This is a genomic window from Amnibacterium setariae, from assembly GCF_003581425.1.
Taxonomy (GTDB): domain Bacteria; phylum Actinomycetota; class Actinomycetes; order Actinomycetales; family Microbacteriaceae; genus Amnibacterium; species Amnibacterium setariae.
This window is the reverse complement of sequence record NZ_QXTG01000003.1, coordinates 316552-336731: the sequence shown is the minus strand read 5'-3', so window position 1 is coordinate 336731 and position 20180 is coordinate 316552. Positions and strand designations below refer to the sequence as shown.

The 20180-nt window shown below is 71.6% G+C and carries 18 protein-coding genes; 9 read left to right on the top strand and 9 right to left on the bottom strand.

Annotation, left to right across the window (positions count from 1 at the left end; genetic code table 11):
* Together D1781_RS17205 and D1781_RS17200 are read right to left on the bottom strand one after the other, a co-directional pair.
* Positions 1-135: GDP-mannose 4,6-dehydratase (locus D1781_RS17205; RefSeq protein ID WP_119483728.1), on the bottom strand; the 135-nt coding region annotated here is incomplete at its 3' end.
* Between the two features lie 970 nt (positions 136-1105).
* The gene (locus tag D1781_RS17200) at positions 1106-1549 is read right to left on the bottom strand and encodes a hypothetical protein (RefSeq protein WP_147392145.1); all 444 of its coding nucleotides are present in this window, start codon (positions 1547-1549) and stop codon (positions 1106-1108) included.
* Positions 1550-1973: 424 nt separating this feature from the next.
* Between D1781_RS17200 and D1781_RS17195 the strand changes: the two genes are divergently transcribed.
* From D1781_RS17195 to D1781_RS17190, 3 genes are all read left to right on the top strand, one after another.
* A complete protein-coding gene (locus tag D1781_RS17195) occupies positions 1974-2276 on the top strand; it encodes a hypothetical protein (protein ID WP_147392144.1) in 303 nt (100 codons plus the stop codon).
* Between the two features lie 236 nt (positions 2277-2512).
* Positions 2513-2662 (top strand): hypothetical protein, encoded by a 150-nt coding sequence (locus D1781_RS17705; protein WP_158590161.1) that lies wholly within the window; start codon positions 2513-2515, stop codon positions 2660-2662.
* A 457-nt stretch (positions 2663-3119) separates the two neighbouring features.
* Entirely contained in the window at positions 3120-4406 is a 1287-nt protein-coding gene (locus D1781_RS17190; protein ID WP_119483725.1) for an acyltransferase family protein, read from the top strand.
* A gap of 508 nt (positions 4407-4914) precedes the next feature.
* Here the strand turns inward: D1781_RS17190 and D1781_RS17700 are convergent.
* Positions 4915-5058 carry a hypothetical protein gene (locus D1781_RS17700; protein ID WP_158590160.1) on the bottom strand — a complete coding sequence of 48 codons (144 nt, stop codon included), beginning with the start codon at positions 5056-5058 and terminating at the stop codon, positions 4915-4917.
* A 143-nt stretch (positions 5059-5201) separates the two neighbouring features.
* Positions 5202-5723, bottom strand: coding sequence for a hypothetical protein (locus D1781_RS17185; RefSeq protein WP_119483724.1), 522 nt, complete (start codon positions 5721-5723; stop codon positions 5202-5204).
* Positions 5724-5927: 204 nt separating this feature from the next.
* Here D1781_RS17185 and D1781_RS17180 point away from each other — a divergent pair, with 204 nt between their 5' ends.
* Complete coding sequence (locus D1781_RS17180; protein WP_233551514.1) at positions 5928-6479, top strand: NYN domain-containing protein; 552 nt, start codon at positions 5928-5930, stop codon at positions 6477-6479.
* 4 nt (positions 6480-6483) lie between these two features.
* Here the strand turns inward: D1781_RS17180 and D1781_RS17175 are convergent, their stop codons facing one another.
* Positions 6484-7467 (bottom strand): class I mannose-6-phosphate isomerase, encoded by a 984-nt coding sequence (locus D1781_RS17175; protein WP_119483722.1) that lies wholly within the window; start codon positions 7465-7467, stop codon positions 6484-6486.
* Positions 7468-7490: 23 nt separating this feature from the next.
* A complete protein-coding gene (locus tag D1781_RS17170) occupies positions 7491-8315 on the bottom strand; it encodes a DeoR/GlpR family DNA-binding transcription regulator (RefSeq protein WP_119483721.1) in 825 nt (274 codons plus the stop codon).
* Between the two features lie 238 nt (positions 8316-8553).
* Between D1781_RS17170 and D1781_RS17165 the strand changes: the two genes are divergently transcribed.
* The 5 genes from D1781_RS17165 (at position 8554) to D1781_RS17145 (ending at position 13840) form a co-directional block, all read left to right on the top strand.
* A complete protein-coding gene (locus D1781_RS17165; protein ID WP_119483720.1) occupies positions 8554-9834 on the top strand; it encodes an ABC transporter substrate-binding protein in 1281 nt (426 codons plus the stop codon).
* An 82-nt stretch (positions 9835-9916) separates the two neighbouring features.
* Entirely contained in the window at positions 9917-10846 is a 930-nt protein-coding gene (locus D1781_RS17160) for a carbohydrate ABC transporter permease (protein ID WP_119483719.1), read from the top strand.
* A complete protein-coding gene (locus D1781_RS17155; RefSeq protein WP_119483718.1) occupies positions 10846-11691 on the top strand; it encodes a carbohydrate ABC transporter permease in 846 nt (281 codons plus the stop codon). Before D1781_RS17160 ends, D1781_RS17155 begins: the two co-directional genes overlap by 1 nt.
* 56 nt (positions 11692-11747) lie before the next feature.
* A complete protein-coding gene (locus D1781_RS17150; protein WP_119483717.1) occupies positions 11748-12608 on the top strand; it encodes a ketose-bisphosphate aldolase in 861 nt (286 codons plus the stop codon).
* Positions 12608-13840 carry an ADP-dependent glucokinase/phosphofructokinase gene (locus tag D1781_RS17145; protein ID WP_119483716.1) on the top strand — a complete coding sequence of 411 codons (1233 nt, stop codon included), beginning with the start codon at positions 12608-12610 and terminating at the stop codon, positions 13838-13840. Before D1781_RS17150 ends, D1781_RS17145 begins: the two co-directional genes overlap by 1 nt.
* Positions 13841-13967: 127 nt before the next feature.
* Here the strand turns inward: D1781_RS17145 and D1781_RS17140 are convergent, their stop codons facing one another.
* The 3 genes from D1781_RS17140 to D1781_RS17130 form a co-directional block, all read right to left on the bottom strand.
* Complete coding sequence (locus D1781_RS17140) at positions 13968-15071, bottom strand: FAD-dependent oxidoreductase (protein ID WP_233551512.1); 1104 nt, start codon at positions 15069-15071, stop codon at positions 13968-13970.
* 85 nt (positions 15072-15156) lie between these two features.
* Positions 15157-18777, bottom strand: a complete 3621-nt coding sequence (locus D1781_RS17135) for a hypothetical protein (protein WP_119483714.1) — start codon at positions 18775-18777, stop codon at positions 15157-15159.
* Positions 18778-19382: 605 nt separating this feature from the next.
* On the bottom strand, positions 19383-19973 hold the full coding sequence (locus tag D1781_RS17130) for a hypothetical protein (RefSeq protein ID WP_119483713.1): 591 nt from the start codon (positions 19971-19973) through the stop codon (positions 19383-19385).
* Positions 19974-20180 lie beyond the last annotated feature (207 nt).

Genomic DNA, 20180 nt, shown 5'->3' with positions numbered 1-20180 from the left:
CCGCGCCGTGTTGAACGTCGACGCACGACGGATCAGGCCGTGGACCTCGTACCCCTTCGACAGCAGCAACTCCGCCAGATACGAACCGTCCTGACCCGTGATCCCAGTGATGAACGCGACCTTCTTGAACGGCACAGGAACTCCGAGGAGGTGAATGGGGATGGGTAGTCCGTGCGCGCAGGTGGCAGACGGGCCCTTCACTCTGCCATCCGGATCGCGGATGCGCATGTCCCCCATCAAGGGTTGCCGGGCTCCGCAGACCTTCTGAGCGGTTGTCGAACGGCCCGGGCACCCGCCACATCCACCGCCTCAGCCTGGTGACGTCAGATCGACCGGCACGCGATCTGCATCCCATCGACGGACGGAGCGAGGTCTCGCGCAGCACTGAACGCTGCGCCGTCAGGAGCGTCAGCGCGCAGAGTCGAGCTCGTGTCAGTCGGAGCGGTTCGGCAGCCACGCGAGCGGGAACGACGCCCGTCGCAGACCGCGCTCGAGGACCACCTCCGACAAGCCCGCCTCGCGCAGCTCGCGTACGTGCTGGCGCGTGAACCGCATCCGATGCCGCAGTCGCCACCATCGACCGCCGGGCTGCCGGACAGCGACGACACGCGTACGACCGTCGAGCCGTGCGACCTTTCGGACTGACGTCACAGACGAGTCCGGGATCGTGCCCGTGAAGGGCCGACGGAGGTTCAGCACAGGGTGAAGCCGTTCGTGGCCAGCACCCGCGGGCGCCTCCTCGGGACCAGCGTCATGTGGCGTCGCTCGAGTCATCCGGATCCGTCCGTGTCGTTCGGCGCTCGGGTTGCGCGATCGAGTCACGCTATTGGCAGGTTCGGACGTCGTCAACGAGCCGCAATTCACCTCGTAGCCCGACCATGCGAGACGAGGTCGAAGAGCGAAGCAGCGCTCCGCAGGTCCTGGCGGTCGACACCTGCTCCTCCGCAGCGTGAGCAGCACCGCTGTTCGCAGCTCGAGCCGGTGTGATCGTGGTCCGCGACGGTGGCCGCTCATCCCTCCCGGACGCCTCAGCGGGATTCCGCCGGACCTCTGGCAGGCTGCATCCTCCGGCCGGCACGCACAGGGAGGACGTCCACCCCGACCGTCAGCGCTTCGGCTGCGCGAGCGCGAGGCGGGTGCGGGAGACGGTGAAACCGACCTTCTTCGGCGCCGAGCACCGGATGGCCTCCCGCTTCTTCCACCTCGTCGAGGTGCAGGTGATCCCGTTGAACGTGATCCGGGTGTTCCTCGGGAGGACGCGACTCTTCTTCGTGATCCCGGGCAGCACGCCCTTGCAGAGCCTGGTGAACCCGCTGTCGTAGCCCATCGCGTACACCGCCCCCTTCAGGCGGCCGCTCGTGGCGCAGGTGTCGCCCCAGTACAGCGGCAGCTTCGGATCGCGCCACCGGTGCTTGAGGACGTAGCAGCCCCACGGGCTGCTGTCCTCGAACTGGGAGATCGTGCACCGGATCCCGCCGCTCGGCGACGAGAACGCGTAGGTCGCGTACGCGGGCTCCTGCTCGTACACCAGGTACTTCGAGCGGTCCACCGTCCTGACCTTCGCGGGAGCGGTGGGAATCGCCGACGCGGGTCCGGAGACGGCCGCCGACACGATCGCACCGACGGCGAGCGCACCGCACAGCGCGAGCAGTCGGCGCCGGCGACCCTCGAGGGAACGGCGACGTCCGGCTCGTTCGGTCTCGTGCTGCTGCATGGCGCTCCTCGCTCCGTCGAGAGCCCGGCTGCGACTCGACCTCCCCGCACGGTACGAGTACGGGGCGCACCGTGCACAGCCCCGCTTTCCCGGGCACGGCTGCCCTGAAAGTGCGCGGGCCCTCGGGTGCCCGAGGAAGCCCGGCTGTTGCGGCTCGGCGATCGGCCCTACGGTGCCGCCGAGCGGTGAGCTCCTCCTGAGCGGCATGCACGGCTCGGACGAGTACGACGCGAATCACAGGACGCAGACCTTCGGGGCGATGACGCAGCGCGTCCGGGACGCGGTGAAGGCGTCCCTCGTCTCGACCCGCGCCCTCGGCGTCCGACAGGTCTGGTTCTCGTATCCCGCAGGGGAGGTCGCCGTGGTCGTCAGCGAGGTCGTCCACCGCCGTCCGCTGAGCAGGAGCCACTACTTGCGCGGCATCGCGGCCGGCTGGAGCAGCGCCTCCGGTGTCGTTGACCTACTGCCGCAGGTACGACGCGATGTGCGACTTCGGCGGCGCGGCGCGGCGCTGGGCTCGAAGTTCCGCGTCCACGATTCTGCAAGGACGACCGAGCGCTGACCGCGACGGTCCGCCGCTTCACCCAGGGGCTCAACGCACGCCTCCGCCCGTTCGACCCGTACCCGATGCGGATCCCTGCGATGCGCACGCACCGCGCCGGGCGACCGCACGACCGGGTCGCGGACCACGGAACGCGGGGCATGGCGAGCCTCGTGCAGTGAGGAGGCCTCAACGACGACGGCAGCATCACCGATCCCTGCCTCGCACAGCAGACGGGCATCTCGAAGCAGGGCGCCGTGGCGGCGGTGCCGGTCTGGAGCACCGCCGGGAGCATGGACTGGCCCGAGACGATCGTGCTCGTCGCCCGCACCAGCCGAGTGTTCGCCTCCACCGAGCTCGGCGACCCTGCGCAGCAGGTGCACGCCTCGGTCTCCGCGATCTGCTGAAGGGGAACACCATCAGAGCGAAGTGTGACGCGTACGAGGGGGCAGGATCCGACATCCACCGCCAGTCGGCGAAGTCCACCCTACGGAAGGAACGGCTGACCGCCTCCCACTTCTCGTCGGTCCCGGCGTGATCGCCGGCTCACCTCCCGCGGCAACGAGCCTGCACGTGCATGGCTGGAGGCGGGCGCTCACGCGAGGTCGGAGTCGGACTCGTCGCGTGACGACCGGTCATCAGTCGTCGAGGCCGGTTCGAGCCAGCAGCACGGCCATCACCACCGATGTCGCGAGCACGACCGGGATCACACCGACGGCGACCCAGGCGAAGGCCAGATCCATGCCCCTCAGTGTGCGTCGGTGGTGCCGGGCGCGTCACGCTTCAGCTCGTCCTGGGCCCCTCTGACGAGGGACACGCGCGCCGCATCCCGACGAAGCACGCATCGTCTGCTGAAGTCGCACCATGCCGCTCGCGCGCTCCTCGACCTCGCTCGCGCGCGGCTCCGCTGACGCGCCGCAACTGCTGGACCGCCTCCGATCGCTCGACGGGCTCCGCGGCGTCGCGGCGGTCGTCGTCCTGCTGCATCACGCCCTGCTGACCGTTCCGGTGCTCGCGCGGGCGTACTACGAGCACCAGCCGCCCGTTCCGAAGGGGTCGGTCGCGTGGTGGATCACGTACTCGCCGCTGCATCTCGCCTGGGCCGGCCCGGAGGCGGTGGTCCTGTTCTTCGTGCTGAGCGGGCTCGTGGTCGCGCTGCCCGTCCTGCGCCGCCCCGGGTTCGACTGGATCGCCTTCTACCCGCGCCGGGTCGTGCGCATCGCCGGGCCGGCAGCGGTCGCCCTCGCCTTCGGCGTCGCGCTCATGCTGCTCGTGCCGCACGTGAACGGCCACCAGCTCGGCGAATGGATGAACCGCCGGCCGAACACCGTGAAGCCGAGCGACGTGCTGACCGATCTCGGTCTGGTCGAGGGCAGCTCAGGGCTGGTGAGCCCGCTCTGGTCGCTGCAGTGGGAGCTGCTGTTCTCCGCCTTCCTCCCCCTGTTCATCGGCATCGCGGTCCTCGGACGTCGCCGCCCCTTCGTCGCGTCCGCCGTGATCGCGGCGCTCACCATGGTCGGCGCATTCTTCACCGCGAAGGCGATGTTCTACCTGCCGCTCTTCGCGATCGGCGCGCTGCTCGTCGCCCAGTGGGACCGCGTCGCCGCGATGGCGCGTCGGGTGTCGCGCGGCACCTGGGCCTGGCCGGCGCTCGTCGTGCTCGGCCTCGTCGTTGCGAGCTCGACGTGGTGGCTGCAGGGTCTCGGGCTGTCCTTCCACCGCGCGACCCTGCTGCGCTGGACGCCGGTCCCGGGCATCGTGCTGCTGCTACTCGCCGGCGCGTTCTGGCGGCCCGCGGTCCGAGTCCTCGAGTCGCGGGTGCTGCAGTGGCTCGGCCACATCTCCTTCAGCCTCTACCTCGTGCACGAGCCGATCGTCGTGACCATGCGCTTCCTGCTTATGCGGGTGGAGGCGCCGACCTGGGCGTCCATCGCGATCGCGCTCCCGGTCGCGTTCGCCGTCGCCGCGCTGTTCACGCGGTTCGTCGAGGCGCCCTTCCACCGGCTCGCCCGGAGCGCGGGTCGGAAGGTCTCCGACGCCTACCGCGAGTACTCCTCCCCGGAGCGGACCCGGACGGAGAGCGCGGTGCTCCCGTCGCTCCCGGCCGCCTCCCTCCGGCCGGCGCCGGTCCGCGAGAAGACGCTGGTCTGAGCCCGCGAGTCAGCCTCGCCACCGGTCGACAGCGACGTCGACGTGGCGGCGTGACGCCCGAGGTGTCCGAGCTCCGCGAGCAGGCGGGCCGGACGGTGAGGGATCGCTCCGCCTGACGAAGTCCGGCCGCGTCGACTGCGCTCGTCCTTGGGGATGGCGCTGCGCGGCCTAGGGCGCCGGCCCGACGGCCCTACACCTCCGTGCAGCGGCGACGAAACGCCGCCTCGCACTTAGGGAGTCAGCGACGGACGTTCGCCGGAAGGTGCAGAGGGCGGCAGACGCTGACGATGGCCGTGACCTGCTCGACGGCCCAGTTGCGGACGACGCTGATCGGCTTGGACACGACGGCTCCTTCGACGAGGGGGACGTCATGATCCTGACCGTGGCCCCCGTTCGGGGGACGGTGCGACACGCCGGGAGATTCGGCGCGGTGGTCTCGAGGCTCGCTGCGCTCGCACCTCGACCAGCGGAGCAGGCGGCGCTCGCACCTCGACCAGCGACGTGCGGGTCAGAGCTCGACGAGGTTCTCGTCGATGCGCTTCAGAAGTCGCTCGAAGCGGCCCCGAGCGGGGACGTCAGTGGCGAGCGGCTCCTCGAGCGCGGACTGCAGCATGCGGTCCAGTCGGTGCCGGAGCGGGTGGGGTCGGTTCATCCTTGAACCTCTCTGAAGAGGCCGTCTCCGTCGACGGCTCGGGAAGTGGTGTGCGTAGCGAACACCCTGCGAGCCGCCGGCACGACTCCCCGTCCTGGTGACAGCGGCCGGGCGATGCCGCAGCACCGTCCGGCCGACGTCGATCAGCGGATCGGCAGGACGAGGCTGCCGCCGTACGAGCCCGAGCCCGAGCCGGTGCCGGTGCCGGTGCCCGCGCCGCCGCCGAGGCCCGCGAGGCCGCCGGCGCCCGTGAGCAGGTCGCCCTTCGCCACGATGCAGGTCACGATCGAGCCCTTGCCGTACGAGGTCGACTCGGCGACGACCTTGCCGTGCGTGTTCTTGATCGAGCAGTGGAGCTTCGAGCCGGTCGTCTGCACGGCCGCGAGCTCGTAGAGGTCGGCACCGGCAGCGACCTTCTTCGTCCAGGGCTCCTTCGCCTTCGCGATCGTGTGGACCGACGGCAGCGACGAGCCGTCGAGGTCCTTGAGCTTGAGGTTCAGGTAGACGACCGACGCGTGCTTGCCGTTGCCGGTGACCGAGAGCGTGTAGTGCTTCGACGCCTTCGCGGCGTGATGGGCGGGTGCGGCGGAGGCGGCGAGCGCCGGGGTGAAGGCGAGCGTGACGGCGGCGACGCCGGCCATGAGCGCGGGGAGGAGCTTGGGCATGGGTGATGGGTTCCTGTCGGGTAGCAGGGAGGCGCCCCGATCCGGGTGATGAGGGCGCTGAACAGTAGCGCGCCGTCAACCAGGAGCACCAGACCTTTTCATGCTCTGGTCATGTCGGGTCTCTCGAGCACCGGAGAGCCATTCCGGACCGCCCCTGGGGAGCGGTGTCAGGCGTTCTCAGCGCGCATGCGGGACGCTGCTCCCGTGGCGGAACGCATCACGGTGCTCATCGACGGGGAGAACCTCGACACGACCCTCGGCACGTCGATCCTGCAGCGGGCGCCGCGCCCCGCCGACCGACCGCGCTGGGAGCGCGTGCTCGAGTTCGCCCGCGGCCTCCGCGGCCAGGAGGCGGTGGGGCTGTTCTTCATCAACGCCACCTCCGGCAACACCCCGTGGCCGTTCGTCGCCGCCATCCAGAACGCCGGCTTCCGCGCCGTGCTGCTGGCGGGGACGGGGCACGAGAAGGTGGTCGACGTCGGCATCCAGCGCACCCTGGAGGCGCTCGCGGACCGCGACGACGACGTGATCGTCGGGTCGCACGACCGCGACTTCGCGCCCCAGGTCGAGCAGCTGCTCGGCGGCGACCGCGAGGTCGCGATGCTCGGCTTCCCCGAGATGATGAGCGGCGTCTACGCCGAGCTCGGGGTGCGGACCTACGACCTCGAGTACGACGTGCACGCGTTCAACCAGCGCCTCCCCCGCATCCGCGTCATCCCGATCGGCGAGTTCGACCCCGAGGAGTTTCTCGCCTGACCCCTCAGGGGCGCGGCGGCCGGCAGACGAGCAGGACGCCGGCGCCCGTGACGGGCACCTCGCCCGCCGCCGCGGGAATCAGGAGCGTGGTGCCGCGGGGCGCAGCGACGCCGCCGACCTCGAGGTCGCCGTCCTCCACGAGCACGACCGCGTACCCGGCGCGCAGTCGGGCGGCGCCCTCGACCGGGACGCGCTCGACCGTGAAGAACGCGTCGGCCGCCGCGGGCAGGACGGACCCGGCATCGACGCCGCGGGTCACGAGGGCCGCGACCTCCGGGTCGTCGAGCGGCCGCCGCGACACGGCCTGCAGCGCGGTGTCGAAGCCGAGCCCGAGGTGGCCCTCCGCGGCTCCGTCGATGGCGAAGCCGTCCCACTCGAGCAGGATCGAGAGGTCCTCCGGCTCCTGCACCTCGAGCAGCAGCACGCCCTCGCCGATGGCGTGCAGCTGCCCGGCGGGCACGAGGACGCCGTCGCCGGGCGCGACCTCGATCGGGTGCAGCAGGTCGAGCAGGTCGGCCGTGCGCTGCCCGTCGACGAGGGCGCGCAGCTCCTCCTCCCCCGCCTCCCGCCGCAGGCCGAGGTGGACGGTGCCGCCGCGGAGGATCACCCACGCCTCGGTCTTGCCGTGCGCGTGGCCGAGGTGCTCGCGGGCGAAGGCGCCGTCCGGATGCGCGTGCACGGGAAGCCGCTGCCCGGCGTCGAGCAGCTTCGTCAGCAGCTTCGCGTCCGCGCCGAACGCGGCGACGTGCGCCTCGCCGAGCCAGCCGACCGGGTCGGCCTCGACCGCGGCTCGGAGCGGGCGGCCGTCCGGCAGCGCGGTCTCTCCGAGCCCGGGAGCGCCGAAGACGTGCGTGGTGCTGGCGATCCAGTCCTCCGGCTCGTGCTCGCCGGCGGGCGCCCCGCCGCGGAGGTCGGTGATGCGGCGGCCGCCGCGGTAGAAGCGGTCGGCCGGGCGGTTCGACGGGAGGACGATCGGCGACTCGGGCACGGACGGATCCTCGCTCGGCCGGCTCAGTGCTCGTCGGGCGTGAGCACGACGACTCCCGCATCCGCGAGCGCCCGCGCCATCGACGGCGGCGGCGGCGCGTCGGTGATCAGGTAGTCGGCGGCCGCGAGGTCGCCGACCTGCGCGAACAGGCGCCGCTCGAACTTCGTCGCGTCGGCGACGATCGCGACCTTCGCAGACCGGTCCGCCATGTCGCGCATCATCCCGGCCTCGGCCAGGTTGCTCGTCCAGTAGCCGCCGTCCTCGCTCACGGAGCCGACGCCGATGAACGCGAGGTCGGCCTGGATGCGCTGCTCCATCCCGGGCTCCCGGATCGGGAACACCACCGGGCCGATGGTCTCCTGCGCCGTGAAGCGCACCTCGCCGCCGAACACGTAGAGGTCGCGCACCACCTCGGGCGGCACCACCGCGGGCAGCGTGAGGCTGTTCGTCGCGATCGTCAGCTCGCGCCGGTCGCGCAGGTGCCGGGCGATCGCCTGCGTGGTCGTGCCCGCGTTCATCATCAGCACCATGCCGTCGGCGACGAGCCGAGCGGCGAGCGCACCGATCGCGTCCTTCGCGTCCGACTGCATGCGGAGGCGAACGTCCACGCCGAACTCCGGCCGCGGGGCCGCCGTCACGCTGACGGCGCCGCCGTGCGTGCGGATCAGGTGGCCCTCGGCGTCGAGCGCGTCGAGGTCGCGTCGGATGGTGTCGACCGACACCTCGAACCGCTCCGCGAGCCGGGCGACCGACGCCTCCCCCACCTCCGCGACGTAGCTCGCGAGCTCGGCCTTGCGCCCGGCGGGGAGCCGCCGGCCGCCTTCGTCGCCCTGCCCCAGCATCACCATGCAGCCAGGTGTAGCACACCCGCAAGAACCTGCAACATCCCGCAAACACGGCGCTCCGTGATGGAACTCCTGGTCAGACCACCCAGCAGCAGGGCTTGGACGCTCTCGCGCCACCGAGAAGATGCAGCGCGGCATGCTTGACAGCGCACGGGGACCGCCCTACTGTCCAGCACATCCCGCAAAAAGCCGCAAGAAACCGCGGACACCTGCAACCCCCACTCGATGACGAGGAGCACTGATGAGCAAGGGAGCTCGACGGTATTGGAAGGCGGCGGTCGCGGCCGTCGCGATCGGTACGACCATCGCCATGACCGGCTGCAGCGGCGGCTCGGGCGCCGGCGCCGACGGCAAGGTCACCCTGGAGTTCTCGCAGTGGTGGGCCCCGGAGCTGCCGGACGGCGCGCTGCAGGGGATCGTCGACGACTTCGAGAAGTCGCACAAGGACATCACGGTCAAGCTCATCAGCGGCCCCTACGCCAGCACGCAGGACCAGACCTTCACGGCCGCCGCCTCCGGCACCATGGCGGACGTCGTCGGGCTCGACGGCGCGTGGGTGAGCGACCTGCACAAGCAGGGCGCGCTCGCCAACCTGACCGACCTGATGAAGTCGTCGGACTACGACGACTCGCAGCTCGCGGCGCAGGTGAAGCAGGACGGCAGCACCTACATGATCCCCGTCGTCAACTTCGTCTACCCCCTGTTCGTCAACGAGGACCTGCTGAAGAAGGCCGGCGTCTCCGAGGTGCCCTCGACCCGCACCGAGTTCAAGGCCGCCGCCGACAAGATCTCGAAGCTCGGCGGCCAGACCAAGGGCTGGGTCATCCCGCTCTCCACCGAGAACCCGAACGGCATCCAGAACGACCTCATGTCGTGGGCGTGGGCCTCGGGCGGCTCGATGCTGAAGGACGGCCAGCCGGACCTCACCAACTCCTCGGTCAAGTCGGCGACCGAGTTCGTGAAGAGCCTCTACGACGCGAAGGACGTCACGCCCGGCGCGCTCACGCTGCAGGAGACCGACAAGGTCACCGAGTTCACGAACGGCCGCGTCGGCATGATGATCGACTCCCTCTCGCACATCGACGCGATCAAGAAGGCCTCGCCGGATCTCAAGTTCACCGTCGCGTCCATCCCGGCCGAGGACGGCTACTCCGGCAAGCGCGGCATCCCCTACGCCTCGTGGGGCATCGGCGTCTCCGACCAGTCGGAGCACAAGGAGCAGGCGTTCGAGTTCGTCAAGTACCTGATGAGCAAGACGGTCAACTCGAAGCTCTCGACCGAGGCGAACGCCTTCCCGGGCAACACGCAGTCCACGCCGGACCTCTCCGACGCCGACCCGCTGTACCAGAAGGCCTTCGACATCTACAAGGCCGGCACCCCGGTCAACGAGTTCACGGGCCTCCCCACGGCCGACCAGCTGATGCGCACCTTCGACGAGCAGTTCCAGAAGGCGCTCGAGGGTCAGCAGAGCGTCGACCAGGCGCTGCAGAACGCGCAGACGGAGTGGAAGAGCAAGTTCTAGCGCCTCCCCGCGCTGCAGGGGCGCGGTCCGCACGGACCGCGCCCCTCCCCTCCTCCGCCCGTCCCCCTCGGAAGGAACCGTCATGGCGAACGCCCACGTCGCGGCCATCGGCACCGTCGCCGGCCGCAGCGGCCGCAAGCGGCAGCGCCGGAGCCTGCTGCCCTACGGCCTGATCCTGCCGACCGCGGTCCTGCTGCTCGTCCTCATGGTCGTGCCGGTCGTCATCGTGATCGCGAACAGCCTCTTCACCCAGGTCGTCACCCGCAGCGGCGGCCGGTTCGCGGGCGTCGCCAACTACGCCGCCGTGCTCACGGACCCCGGCTTCTGGCCCGCCACCCTCAACACCGCGATCTTCGCCGGCGCGAGCGTCGCCGTGCACCTCGTGATGGGCCTCGGGTTCGCGCTGCTGCTGAACAGCCCGCTCATCGGCCGCGTCACCACCGCGATCTTCCGGACGATCCTGATCCTCCCGTGGCTGTTCACCGCGGCGGTGATCGCCGTGCTCTGGCGGCTGATCCTCGCCCCCACCGGCGTCGTGAACTACGCCCTCGAGAACCTCGGGATCATCCAGGAGGCGATCCAGTGGTTCGGCGACCCGGCCACCGCGCTCTTCGCCGTGACCCTCATGAACATCTGGTCCGGCTACCCGTTCTTCATGATCAGCCTGCTCGCCGGGCTGCAGGGCATCCCCGCCGACCTGCACGAGGCCGCCCGCGTCGACGGCGCGAACGCCTGGCAGCGCTTCTGGAACGTCACGATCCCGCAGCTGATGCCGATCATCGTCTCGATGGCGGTCCTCGACCTGCTCTGGACCACCCAGCAGTTCGCGCTCATCTGGCTGACCACCGGCGGCGGCCCGCTCGGCGTCACCGAGATGCTCTCGACCTTCACCTACAAGCTCGCGTTCGCCGACTACAACCTGGTGCAGGCCTCCGCGAGCGCCGTGCTCGTGCTCCTGTTCAGCCTCGTCGTCGCGGTCTTCTACGTGCGGCAGCAGCGGAAGGCCTCCTGATGTCCACGACGCTCGTCCGCCGACGCCGCGTGCAGAAGACCGGCGTGATCGCCGGCCTGGTGGTCGCCGCCCTCGTCGCCGGCTTCCCGATCTTCTGGATGCTGATCAGCTCGTTCAAGACGAACACCGAGGTGTTCGCCTACCCGCCGCAGCTGTTCACGAAGGGCTTCTCGCTCGACGCCTACACGGCGGTGCTGACGGACCCGATGAAGCTGCGCTTCTTCGTGAACAGCTACGTCGTCGCGATCGCCGTGACGCTCGCGACCCTGCTGATCTCGATCCTCGCCGCCTACGCCTTCAGCCGGTACGAGTTCCGCGGCAAGGGGCTCATGAACATCGTGATCATCGGCGTGCAGGCCGTGCCGCCGATCACGCTGCTCATCCCCTACTTCAGCCTGATCGTCGCGCTGAAGCTCTACAACTCGTACGGCGGTCTGATCCTCACCTACATGGTCTTCACCGTGCCGTACGCGGTGATCATGCTGACGAGCTACTTCAACACGCTGCCGCGCGAGCTCGACGAGGCCGTGAAGGTGGACGGCGCCGGCCCCATCACCGCGCTGTTCCGCATCCTCGTGCCGGTCGCGCTGCCGGGCGTCGTCTCCGTCGGCGTCTACACCTTCATGATCGCGTGGAACGAGTACCTGTTCGCGCTGACCCTCACGCGGACCAACGACATGCGGACGCTGCCCATCGGCATCCAGCTGCTCCTCGGCCAGAACAACCAGGAGTGGTCGCAGCTGATGGCGATGAGCATCCTCGGGATGCTCCCGGTCCTGGTCCTCTTCCTCATCTTCCAGCGCTGGTTCATCGGAGGGCTCACCTCCGGCGCCGTGAAGAGCTGACCCACGCGATCCCCCGCGCCTCGAGACCCCCTTCCAACAACGACTGGAGTACATCCATGCTGCTCAACGGCAGAGACCTGCTGGCCGTCGCGAACGAGCACGACTTCGCCGTGCCCGCGTTCAACATCAGCGACTGGGCCATGTTCACCGGCATCATCGCCGTCAGCGAGGAGAAGGACGCGCCGCTCATCGTCGCGATCCACCCGGACGAGCTGAGCCACATCACCGTCGACCTGCTGCCCGCCATCGTGCAGCGCTCCTACCGGTCCAGCGTGCCGGTCGCGATCCACCTCGACCACGGCGCCTCGTACGAGCAGGTGCTCACCGCGATCCAGAGCGGCTTCACCAGCGTGATGATCGACAAGTCGATGCTGCCGTTCGAGGAGAACGCGGAGATCACCAAGAAGGTGGTCGACACGGCGCACGCCGTCGGGCTCTCCGTCGAGGGCGAGCTCGGCACCATCGGCAAGACGGACGGCTACGCCGAGTCCGGTACCGACGACATCATCTACACGCAGCCGGAGGAGGCCGCCCGCTTCGTCGAGCTCACCGGCGTCGACAGCCTCGCGATCGCCATCGGCACGCGCCACGGCATCTACCCGTCGCACCTGAAGCCCGAGCTGAAGCTCGACCTGCTGAAGGAGATCAAGGCCGCGGCGCCGCTCCCCCTCGTGCTGCACGGCGGCTCGAACAACCCGGACGACGAGATCGGCCAGGCCGTGAAGCTCGGCGTGAACAAGATCAACATCTCGAGCGACATCAAGGTCGCGTACCACGTGCGCATGCGGGAGGTGCTGGCCGACCTCGGCGAACGCGAGCCGAACTCGATCCAGCCCGGATCGATCAAGGCGATGAACGTCACCGCCGCGCAGAAGATCGACCTGTTCGACGCCGCAGGGAAGGCTTCGCTGTACTGATGTCCGTGTCCACCGGTCCCGCCTCCCCCGCACCGCCCTCCGCCGACGAGGTGCTGCTGGGGCTCGGGAACACGGTCGACTACGAGATCGCCTGGGACGGCCGCGTCGTCTCCGACCTGCTGCAGCGCTCCGGCGCGCGGGTCGGGGACGGCGCGCCCGTCGGCGCCCTCGAGTCGGAGGCGGCCATCGCGCTGGCGCTGCTCGAGCACCTGCGCGACGGCAGCGGCGGCGAGCACTACGTGGCGTCGGCGTCGCTGCTCGCCGCGTTCGCCGAGCGTTTCGACAGCGCCATCACGCTCGGCGGCACGAACGTGCGGGCGGCGCTCGCGATGCGCGCCCTCGGGCGGCCGTCGACCGTGCACCTCGTCAGCGACAACGAGCACACGCGGCGGCTGCTGCCCGACGACCTCCGCCTCATCTCGAGCGCCGAGCACGACTCCCTCGACCCGCACGTGATCGTGCAGTTCCCGGCCGGCGCGACCGTCGAAGCGGTGGACGGCGCGGTCACCGCGCCTCGGCCCAACCGCGTGATCCTCACCAACGACGCCCCGAACCGCGAGCTGGTCGTGGCCGAGGCGTTCGGCGACGCCGTCGAGCGCGCCCGGGTGATCCTCGTCTCCGGCTTCAACTCGATGCAGGAGCCCGAGCTGCTCGACCGGCGCCTCGCGGACGTCCGGCGCCACATCGCCCGCCGGCGCCCCGGCGCCGTCGCCGTCTACGAGCACGGCGCCTTCCACGTCCTCGCGTTCTCCGACCGCGTGCGCGCAGCGCTCGGGGCGCACGTCGACGTGTGGTGCTGCAACGAGGAGGAGCTGCAGGCGCACCTCGCCCGAGCGGTGGACCTGCTCGACGCCCGTGACGTGCTCGACTCCGCGCGACGGCTGCACGCGGACGTGGGGGCGCCGACGCTCGTCGTGCACACGCGGCACTGGGCGCTCGCCGTCGGCGGTCCGGCCGCGCGGCGACGGGCGATGGTCTTCGGCGGAACCGCGCTCGCGGCGGTGCGGTACGCCCACGGCGACGCCGTCACCGCGGCGCACCTCGCAGAGGCGGCCGATTGGCCCCTGCAGGAGGAGGGCGCTCGCTTCGCCGCCGAGATCGAGGCGCGGGGCGGTGAGGACGTCACCTGCGTCGCCGCCTACGCGGTGCCCACCTCGACGCCCACGACGATCGGCCTCGGCGACACCTTCGCGGGCGGGGTGGTGGCCGCGCTCGCCGCGCTGCCGGACTGAGCCGCCGCGCTCACCGCCCCTCCGCAGACGCCGTCACCCCGGCAGGCGCGGACTTGTCACCAACTGCCCTTTCCGAGCTGCCAGAAGGGCGTCTGGCGACAAATCCGCGCTGTCGTCAGCGCTGTCGTCAGCGGAGACGGAAGCGCGGGATCGGTTCGTCGCCGGCGACCGCCGCGGCGATGAGGTCGCCGATCAGCGGCGCGAACTTCGCGCCGTGGCCGGAGCACGGCGAGGCGATCACGACCGGGCCGACGCGGTCGATCACGAAGTCCTCGGTCGGCGTCGACGTGTAGAGGCAGGTCGTCTCGGCGTACGGGCTCGGATCCACCGCCGGCAGGAGGCGGCGGACGAGGTCGACGACGCGGGCCCGGGAGGCGGGATCGACGACGCCGTCGCGCGTGGAGGCCGTCGTCAGGATGCCGGCGTCGTGCTCCGCGATCTTGAACCCGGCGCCGCCGGCGTCACGACCGCCGGGCAGCGAGTAGACCATGTGCTCGCCCTGATGAATGAAGACCGGCCAGTCCTCGGGGCGCGCGGGCGGCTCCGGGAACGGGAAGTGGAAGACCTGCTGCTGGGTCACCACCAGCGGCGGCAGCCGATCGGCGATAGCCGCCGGAAGGCGTGGTGCGATCTCGGGCAGCCAGGCGCCGGCCGCGACGACCGCGGTACTCGCACTGAGCGGGCCGGCCTGCTCGAGCGTGACGGTCGCGCCATCGAACGCCACCTCGACGGCGACGACGCGATCGAGGAGCAGTCGCGCGCCGTGCCGCTGCGCCTCGGCGACCATCGCCTCCACCGCGACAGCAGCGTCGATCACGCCGGCCTCCGTGTGGTGCAGCACGGGGCCGTCGACCGCGAGGTGCGGCCACCGCTCGCGGGCCGCCTGGGGAGGCAGGAGCTCGCTCCCCACCCCGCACGCGGCCATCGCCGCTGCGACCGCCGGCAGGTCGTGGCGGGGCCCGAAGTCGAGTCCGCCCGTCGTGGTGAGCACGGAGCGGCCGATCGCCGCCTCCAGCTCATGCCAGCCGTCGAGCGCACGGACGGTCAGGTCGACCCAGAACGGGTCCGGGTAGGCGTGCCGGAAGATCCGCGCGCTGCCGTGCGAGCTGCCGCCGACGTGCGCGGGGGCGACGGCCTCGACGAGGACGACCTCGCGCCCCTGCGCGGCGAGACGCCAGGCGGCCGCGGCGCCGGCGAGCCCGGCGCCGATCACGACGATGGGACCGGTCACTGCGCACCTCCCACCCAGGACTGGTCACGAACTGCCCGGTTGCAGTCCTCGAAGGGGGCAGTTCGTGACAAGTCCGCGCCTCGGGTCAGCGGAGGGCCTTCTCGATCGCGGCGCGCATCTTCGAGGCGATCGTCTTCTCGTCCGCGGCGCTGAGCGAGGTGGCGGAGCCGCTCTGCTTCGCGCTCGGCAGCCAGCCGTCGTCGATCGGATCGATCCAGGTCGCCTTCGCGATGCGGGCCGAGGTCGCGAGGACGTTCCGGATCCCCTCGACGTCGGCCTCCGAGGCGCCGTCGCGCACGACCGGGCCGACGACGATGATCTTCGCGTCGGGCGCCTGCTTGTTCGCGGCGGCGAGCGCGTCGGTCGCGGCCTTCGCCAGGCTGAGGCCGGAGATGTTCGCGTCGGCCGCTCCCCCGAAGAAGACGACCGCCTCGGCGTTCGACGGCACCTTCCCGGCGGCCTGCACGAAGGTCTCGCCGGCGCCGCTCTTCGCCGCGTAGCCCATGCCGCGAGCGGCATCCGTGTCGACGGTCCCCTTGAGGTCGGACTCGAGCAGCGCGCCCCAGCGGTCGGACGCGCCGACGCCGGAGGCCGCGGTCGCGACGGTGTCGTCGCCGATCACCGCGACGCGCGGGCCGGTGGCGGCGGGTGACGGGGTGGCGAGCGGCGGCGGCGTGTAGTCCGCCGCCTCCTTCGCCGCGATGGCGGCATCGCGCTGCGTCTTCAGGACCACCGCGGTGATCAGACCGCCGCAGATGAGCGCGAGGACGACGAGCACCGCGATGCCGACGGCCTCACGACCGATCCGCTCGCGGAGCGGGCGCCGACGCGGGGTGCGGGACGACCCGCTCGGGCGGGAGGACGAGGCGCGAGGCGGTCGGTCGACTGCGGCCGTCGCGATCGCAGGTGCGGCGAGCGCCGCGGCCGCAGGAGCCGCGACCACCGGCTCCTGCGAGCGCTCCGGCGCGTCGCCTTCCTCGGAGCGGGTGGGCGTCTCGTCGCCGGCATCTCCCCCGGGTGCATCGCCGTCGGAGGGAGCAGGGGCCGTCTCGGCGGATCCGGACTCCGCGGCCTCGTACCGCGCGGGCTCGGAGCGAACAGGCTCGGACTCGACGGATTCGCCGGAGTCGGAGTCGCCTCCAGAGACCACGGGCGCCTCGTCGGCCGCGGTCCGCGTCGGGACAGCAGGGAGGTTGAACAGCTCCTCCGCGGTGGTCCACTCCCAGTCGCCCTCCGCGCCGTCACGTCGCGCGGGCTCGGCGGTCCTGCCGTCCTCGTCGTGCTGGTCCGGCTCCGCGGACGGCTCCTCGCCGATGTCGCCATCGTGCAACGAGGGCGGCTCGACGGCAGTTGGGTCCTTGGTCGGGTCGGCGGACGTCGCATCGGCCGGGACGTCGGCACCGTCGTCGACGGGCTCTCCCCTCGGCACCTCGGCCGAGGCGGAGTCCGCCGCCGCGTCGAGGTCGTCCTCGGACGGGCTCGGCAGCGCCGACCCGCTCGGATCTTCCCCAGCGTCGTCGGTCCGAGTGCCGTCATCCGGCGACTCCGTGGCGGACTGGTCGTGGCCTGCCACCTCATCGACCTCGGACTCGAACGAGTCGACGGGCTCGATCGCGACGTCCGTCGAGGAGTCGTCGATCGTGTCGTCCTCGACGACGCGGTGCTCGGTCACCTCACCGGGCTCGCGGTCCGCGAACTCGTCGGTCTCCTCGGACTCGGCAGTCGAGGAGTCGTCCTCCTCGGGCACGCCGTCCCAATCCTCGTCCGACGCATCCTCGGCGCGCTCGGACCCGCTCCCGTCGATCCCCTCCGGGCTGGAGAGGGTCGCCGGAGCCTCGTCGACCGGGGCCTCGTCGTCCGCGATCGACGACGCCTCGTCAGGGAGGTCCGACTCCGCGTCGTCCCCGTGCGGTGACGCCATGTCTTCGACGACGGAGCCGCCCTTTGAGGGCGCTCCTTCGACGGCATCGAGCTGCGGGGCGTCGAGCTCCTCGTCGTCGCGCGGTTCCGGCGCCGCGAGGAACGACGGCTCCGCCTCGAGCTCCTCCTCATCGGGCTCGGGCTCGGGCTCGGGCTCGGGCTCGGGCTCGGGCTCGGGCTCGGGCTCGGGCTCGGGCTCGGGCTCGGAGAACGATCCGTCGACCGCGTCGAACTCGTCGCCCCCCGCCGTCTCGGCGGTGCCGGCGTCCTGAGCATCCGAAGCGGTGACGGCCTCGCCGTCCTCGTCGTCGCCGGCCGTGTCCTCCGCGACCGGGTGGGAGGACGCCGCGTCCTCGACCACCGCCCAGTCGTCGATCTCGTCGACCCCGTCGCGCGAGGCGGCGGACCCGGTCGCCGTCGACAGGTCCTGGTCCGCGTCGTCCGTGACGGCGTCGGACGCCACCTGCTCCGCAGGAGCCCCCTCCGCCGCGTCCGCTACGGACTGGTCGTCCGGCTCCTGGTCGCCGGACTCCGGCTCGTCCAAGGCCGGCTCCTCGTCGCGCGATGCCTCGAAGTCCGCCGGAGCGTCCGTCGTCTCCGCGACCGAGGGCTCGTCGAGCGTCTCGGCGCCTGAAGCGGATCCCTCCTCGGGCTCCTCGGCGGTGCCCTGCCCCGCCCCCGGCAGCCGGTCGTCCGGCTCCGCGACGACCGGTTCGTCGGGCTCGGACTCCCCCGCGGGTTCGCCATCCGCATCGATCTCGGGCTCGTCCGCGGAACCGTCGGAGACGTCCTGGTCGACGGGCGCGACGGAGCCCAGCGGCGGCTCGATCGCGGACGCCAGGTCCGGCTCGTCGGCCGCGGGCAGGTCCGGCTCGAAGCCGACCGGAGAGACCGCTGCCTCCACCGACGTGATCGCGAAGTCGTCGTCGGAGCTGCCGAGATCGAGGACCTCGACCTGCTGCATCTCCGGCTCGTCCTCGTCGCTTCCTTCGGCGAGGTCCTGGTCGTTCCCGACCGCGCTCTCGTCCTGGACCCCTCCTGCGTCGACCACGGCGTCGTCGGCGGGCTCCGAGTCGCCGTCGGCGGCGAGGAGCGGCTCGCCCTCCGGCGAGGTCGACTCGATCGGCGTGACTTCGTCGGCGTCGGCCTCCCCCTCGCGGACGTCGTCGAACGACTCCGGCGCCGCGTCCTTCGCGACCGGCTCAGCGGAGGCGTGTTCGACATCGAGCACGGAGCCGTGGGGCTCACCCTCCGGAGCGGCCACCGACTCGGACTCGTCCCTCAGCGACTCGTCCTGGCCCGGGGTGGAGCCATCCGGCGCCGCCGGCTCATCCGGTTCGCCGACCAGCTCGAGCCGGTCCTCGGTGAGCGCGACGTCGTCCTCGCGAGGGCTCTCGACCGAGGCGTCGACGTCCGCGAGGGCCGAGGCCTCCCCGTCCTGGGACGGGGCGTCGGCGGGCGGCTCGTCGTCCTCGCGGCGATCGTCCACTCGGTCCTCCTCGGGGCCGTCGGCGACCTCAGTCTGGGCCACGGCGTCATCCTCGGGGAAGGCCTGCTCGACGGTCCCGTTCTGCGTAGCGTCCGACGACGGCACGGCATCGGGCTGCGTGCCCGCGTCGACCGCCTCCACGCCGTCCGCACCGACGAACGCGCGATGGCGGCTGGGACGCCCCGGTCGCAGGGCGTCCTTGACGCCGCGACCGAGGCCGCGGATGACGATGGGCCCGGTGAGCAGGAGGTTGGCGGACTTCTCGTCGTCCGTCGACTTGTCGTGCTTCCCGCTCACGGCTGCATCGCTCCGATCGATCGCGCTGGGTGAGCGCTGGTCAGGTCGTCCCCACGGCGCGGGTCCCCGATCCCGCCATCGGTCCCTCGCCCCGTCGCGCTCGCCGTGGACGACCAGCGTACTCAGGCGGCCGCGTCCGGATACGGCGCGGCCCTGCACGATCACGGCGAAGACGCGCGCTCGAGCGCGAACAGGAGGACCCTGGGAAGCATGGGGGCACGAACCGGGGGTCGAACGGAGCGGAGCGCCGCGGCGCCGCCGCCGTCACGCGCGGTGGAGGTCGCGCCGGGTGCGGTGGTGGCCCTGCGCCGACCCTGGCAGCTGCGCGGCGCGCGGGCCGTGGTCCGGCGCCGGGTGCCCGGCGGGTGGGAGGTCGAGGTGCGGACCGCCCTCGGAACGCCGATGCACCTCGTCGTGCCGGAACGGGCGCTCAGAGCGGCCTGACGCGGGTGGTCTCGAGGCTCGCTGCGCTCGCACCTCGACCAGCGGGACGGGGCGGATCGAGGGGTTCCGCGGGCGCCGGATGGTCTCGAGGCTCGCTGCGCTCGCACCTCGACCAGCGGGGCGATCGGCGGAGCGGGGTGTGGCGGAGCGCGACGGACCGGCTACTGGACGGGCGGGTCCTCGCGGAGCGGGGCGAGGCCCCAGATCCGGGCGACGCCGATGACGACCGCGGTGCCGATCAGCAGGATCAGCGGCAGCCACTCGGACGAGCTGATGAAGATCCCGCCCGGGATCGCGAGCGCGAAGACGAAGAAGGCGAGCGTCGTGATCACGAGCGCGGCGGCGAGCGGGCGCGTCTGGCGCACCGTCAGCTCACGACGCGAGAAGTCCTTGAACTTGTCGCGGAACGCGAGCCACACGAAGGCGGCGTTCGCGATGAGGGCGATGACGAAGAGGACCCACGTCGCCGCGACCTTCTCACCGCTCGTGTCGGCGGTCTGGACGAGGTTCACGCAGGCCACGCCGGCGAGGTAGATGGTGAGCGCCTCGCTCGGCACGTAGGAGACGAGGCTCGCGAGCCCGGCACGCTCCCCCGCACCGATCACGGCGCCCGGCTCGATCTGCGGGATGAGCGGCCCGTCCTCGCGCGCCCCCACGGTGTCGGACGGCGCGGGAGCGGCCGCGCGGACCGGGACGCCGAGCGCCTTCCCCGTCGTGATCGCCGCGATGCGGCCGGCGGATCGCGCGCTCATCGGATCGCGCCGTGAGGAGTCGTGGGCATGGTGTCGGTCCTCGATCGATCGGGGTGGCCCCCGTGGGTGCGGAGGCGGGCAGCGTCACGGTACTGGACCGCGTGATGCGTGTTCTCCTGCTGCTCCCTGCCATTCAATCGGGAGCGCGCTGGACCTGCGCTGCGAGTTCTCTGGCCCCGGTGCGTCGGCGCGCCCGCACCGCTCCGG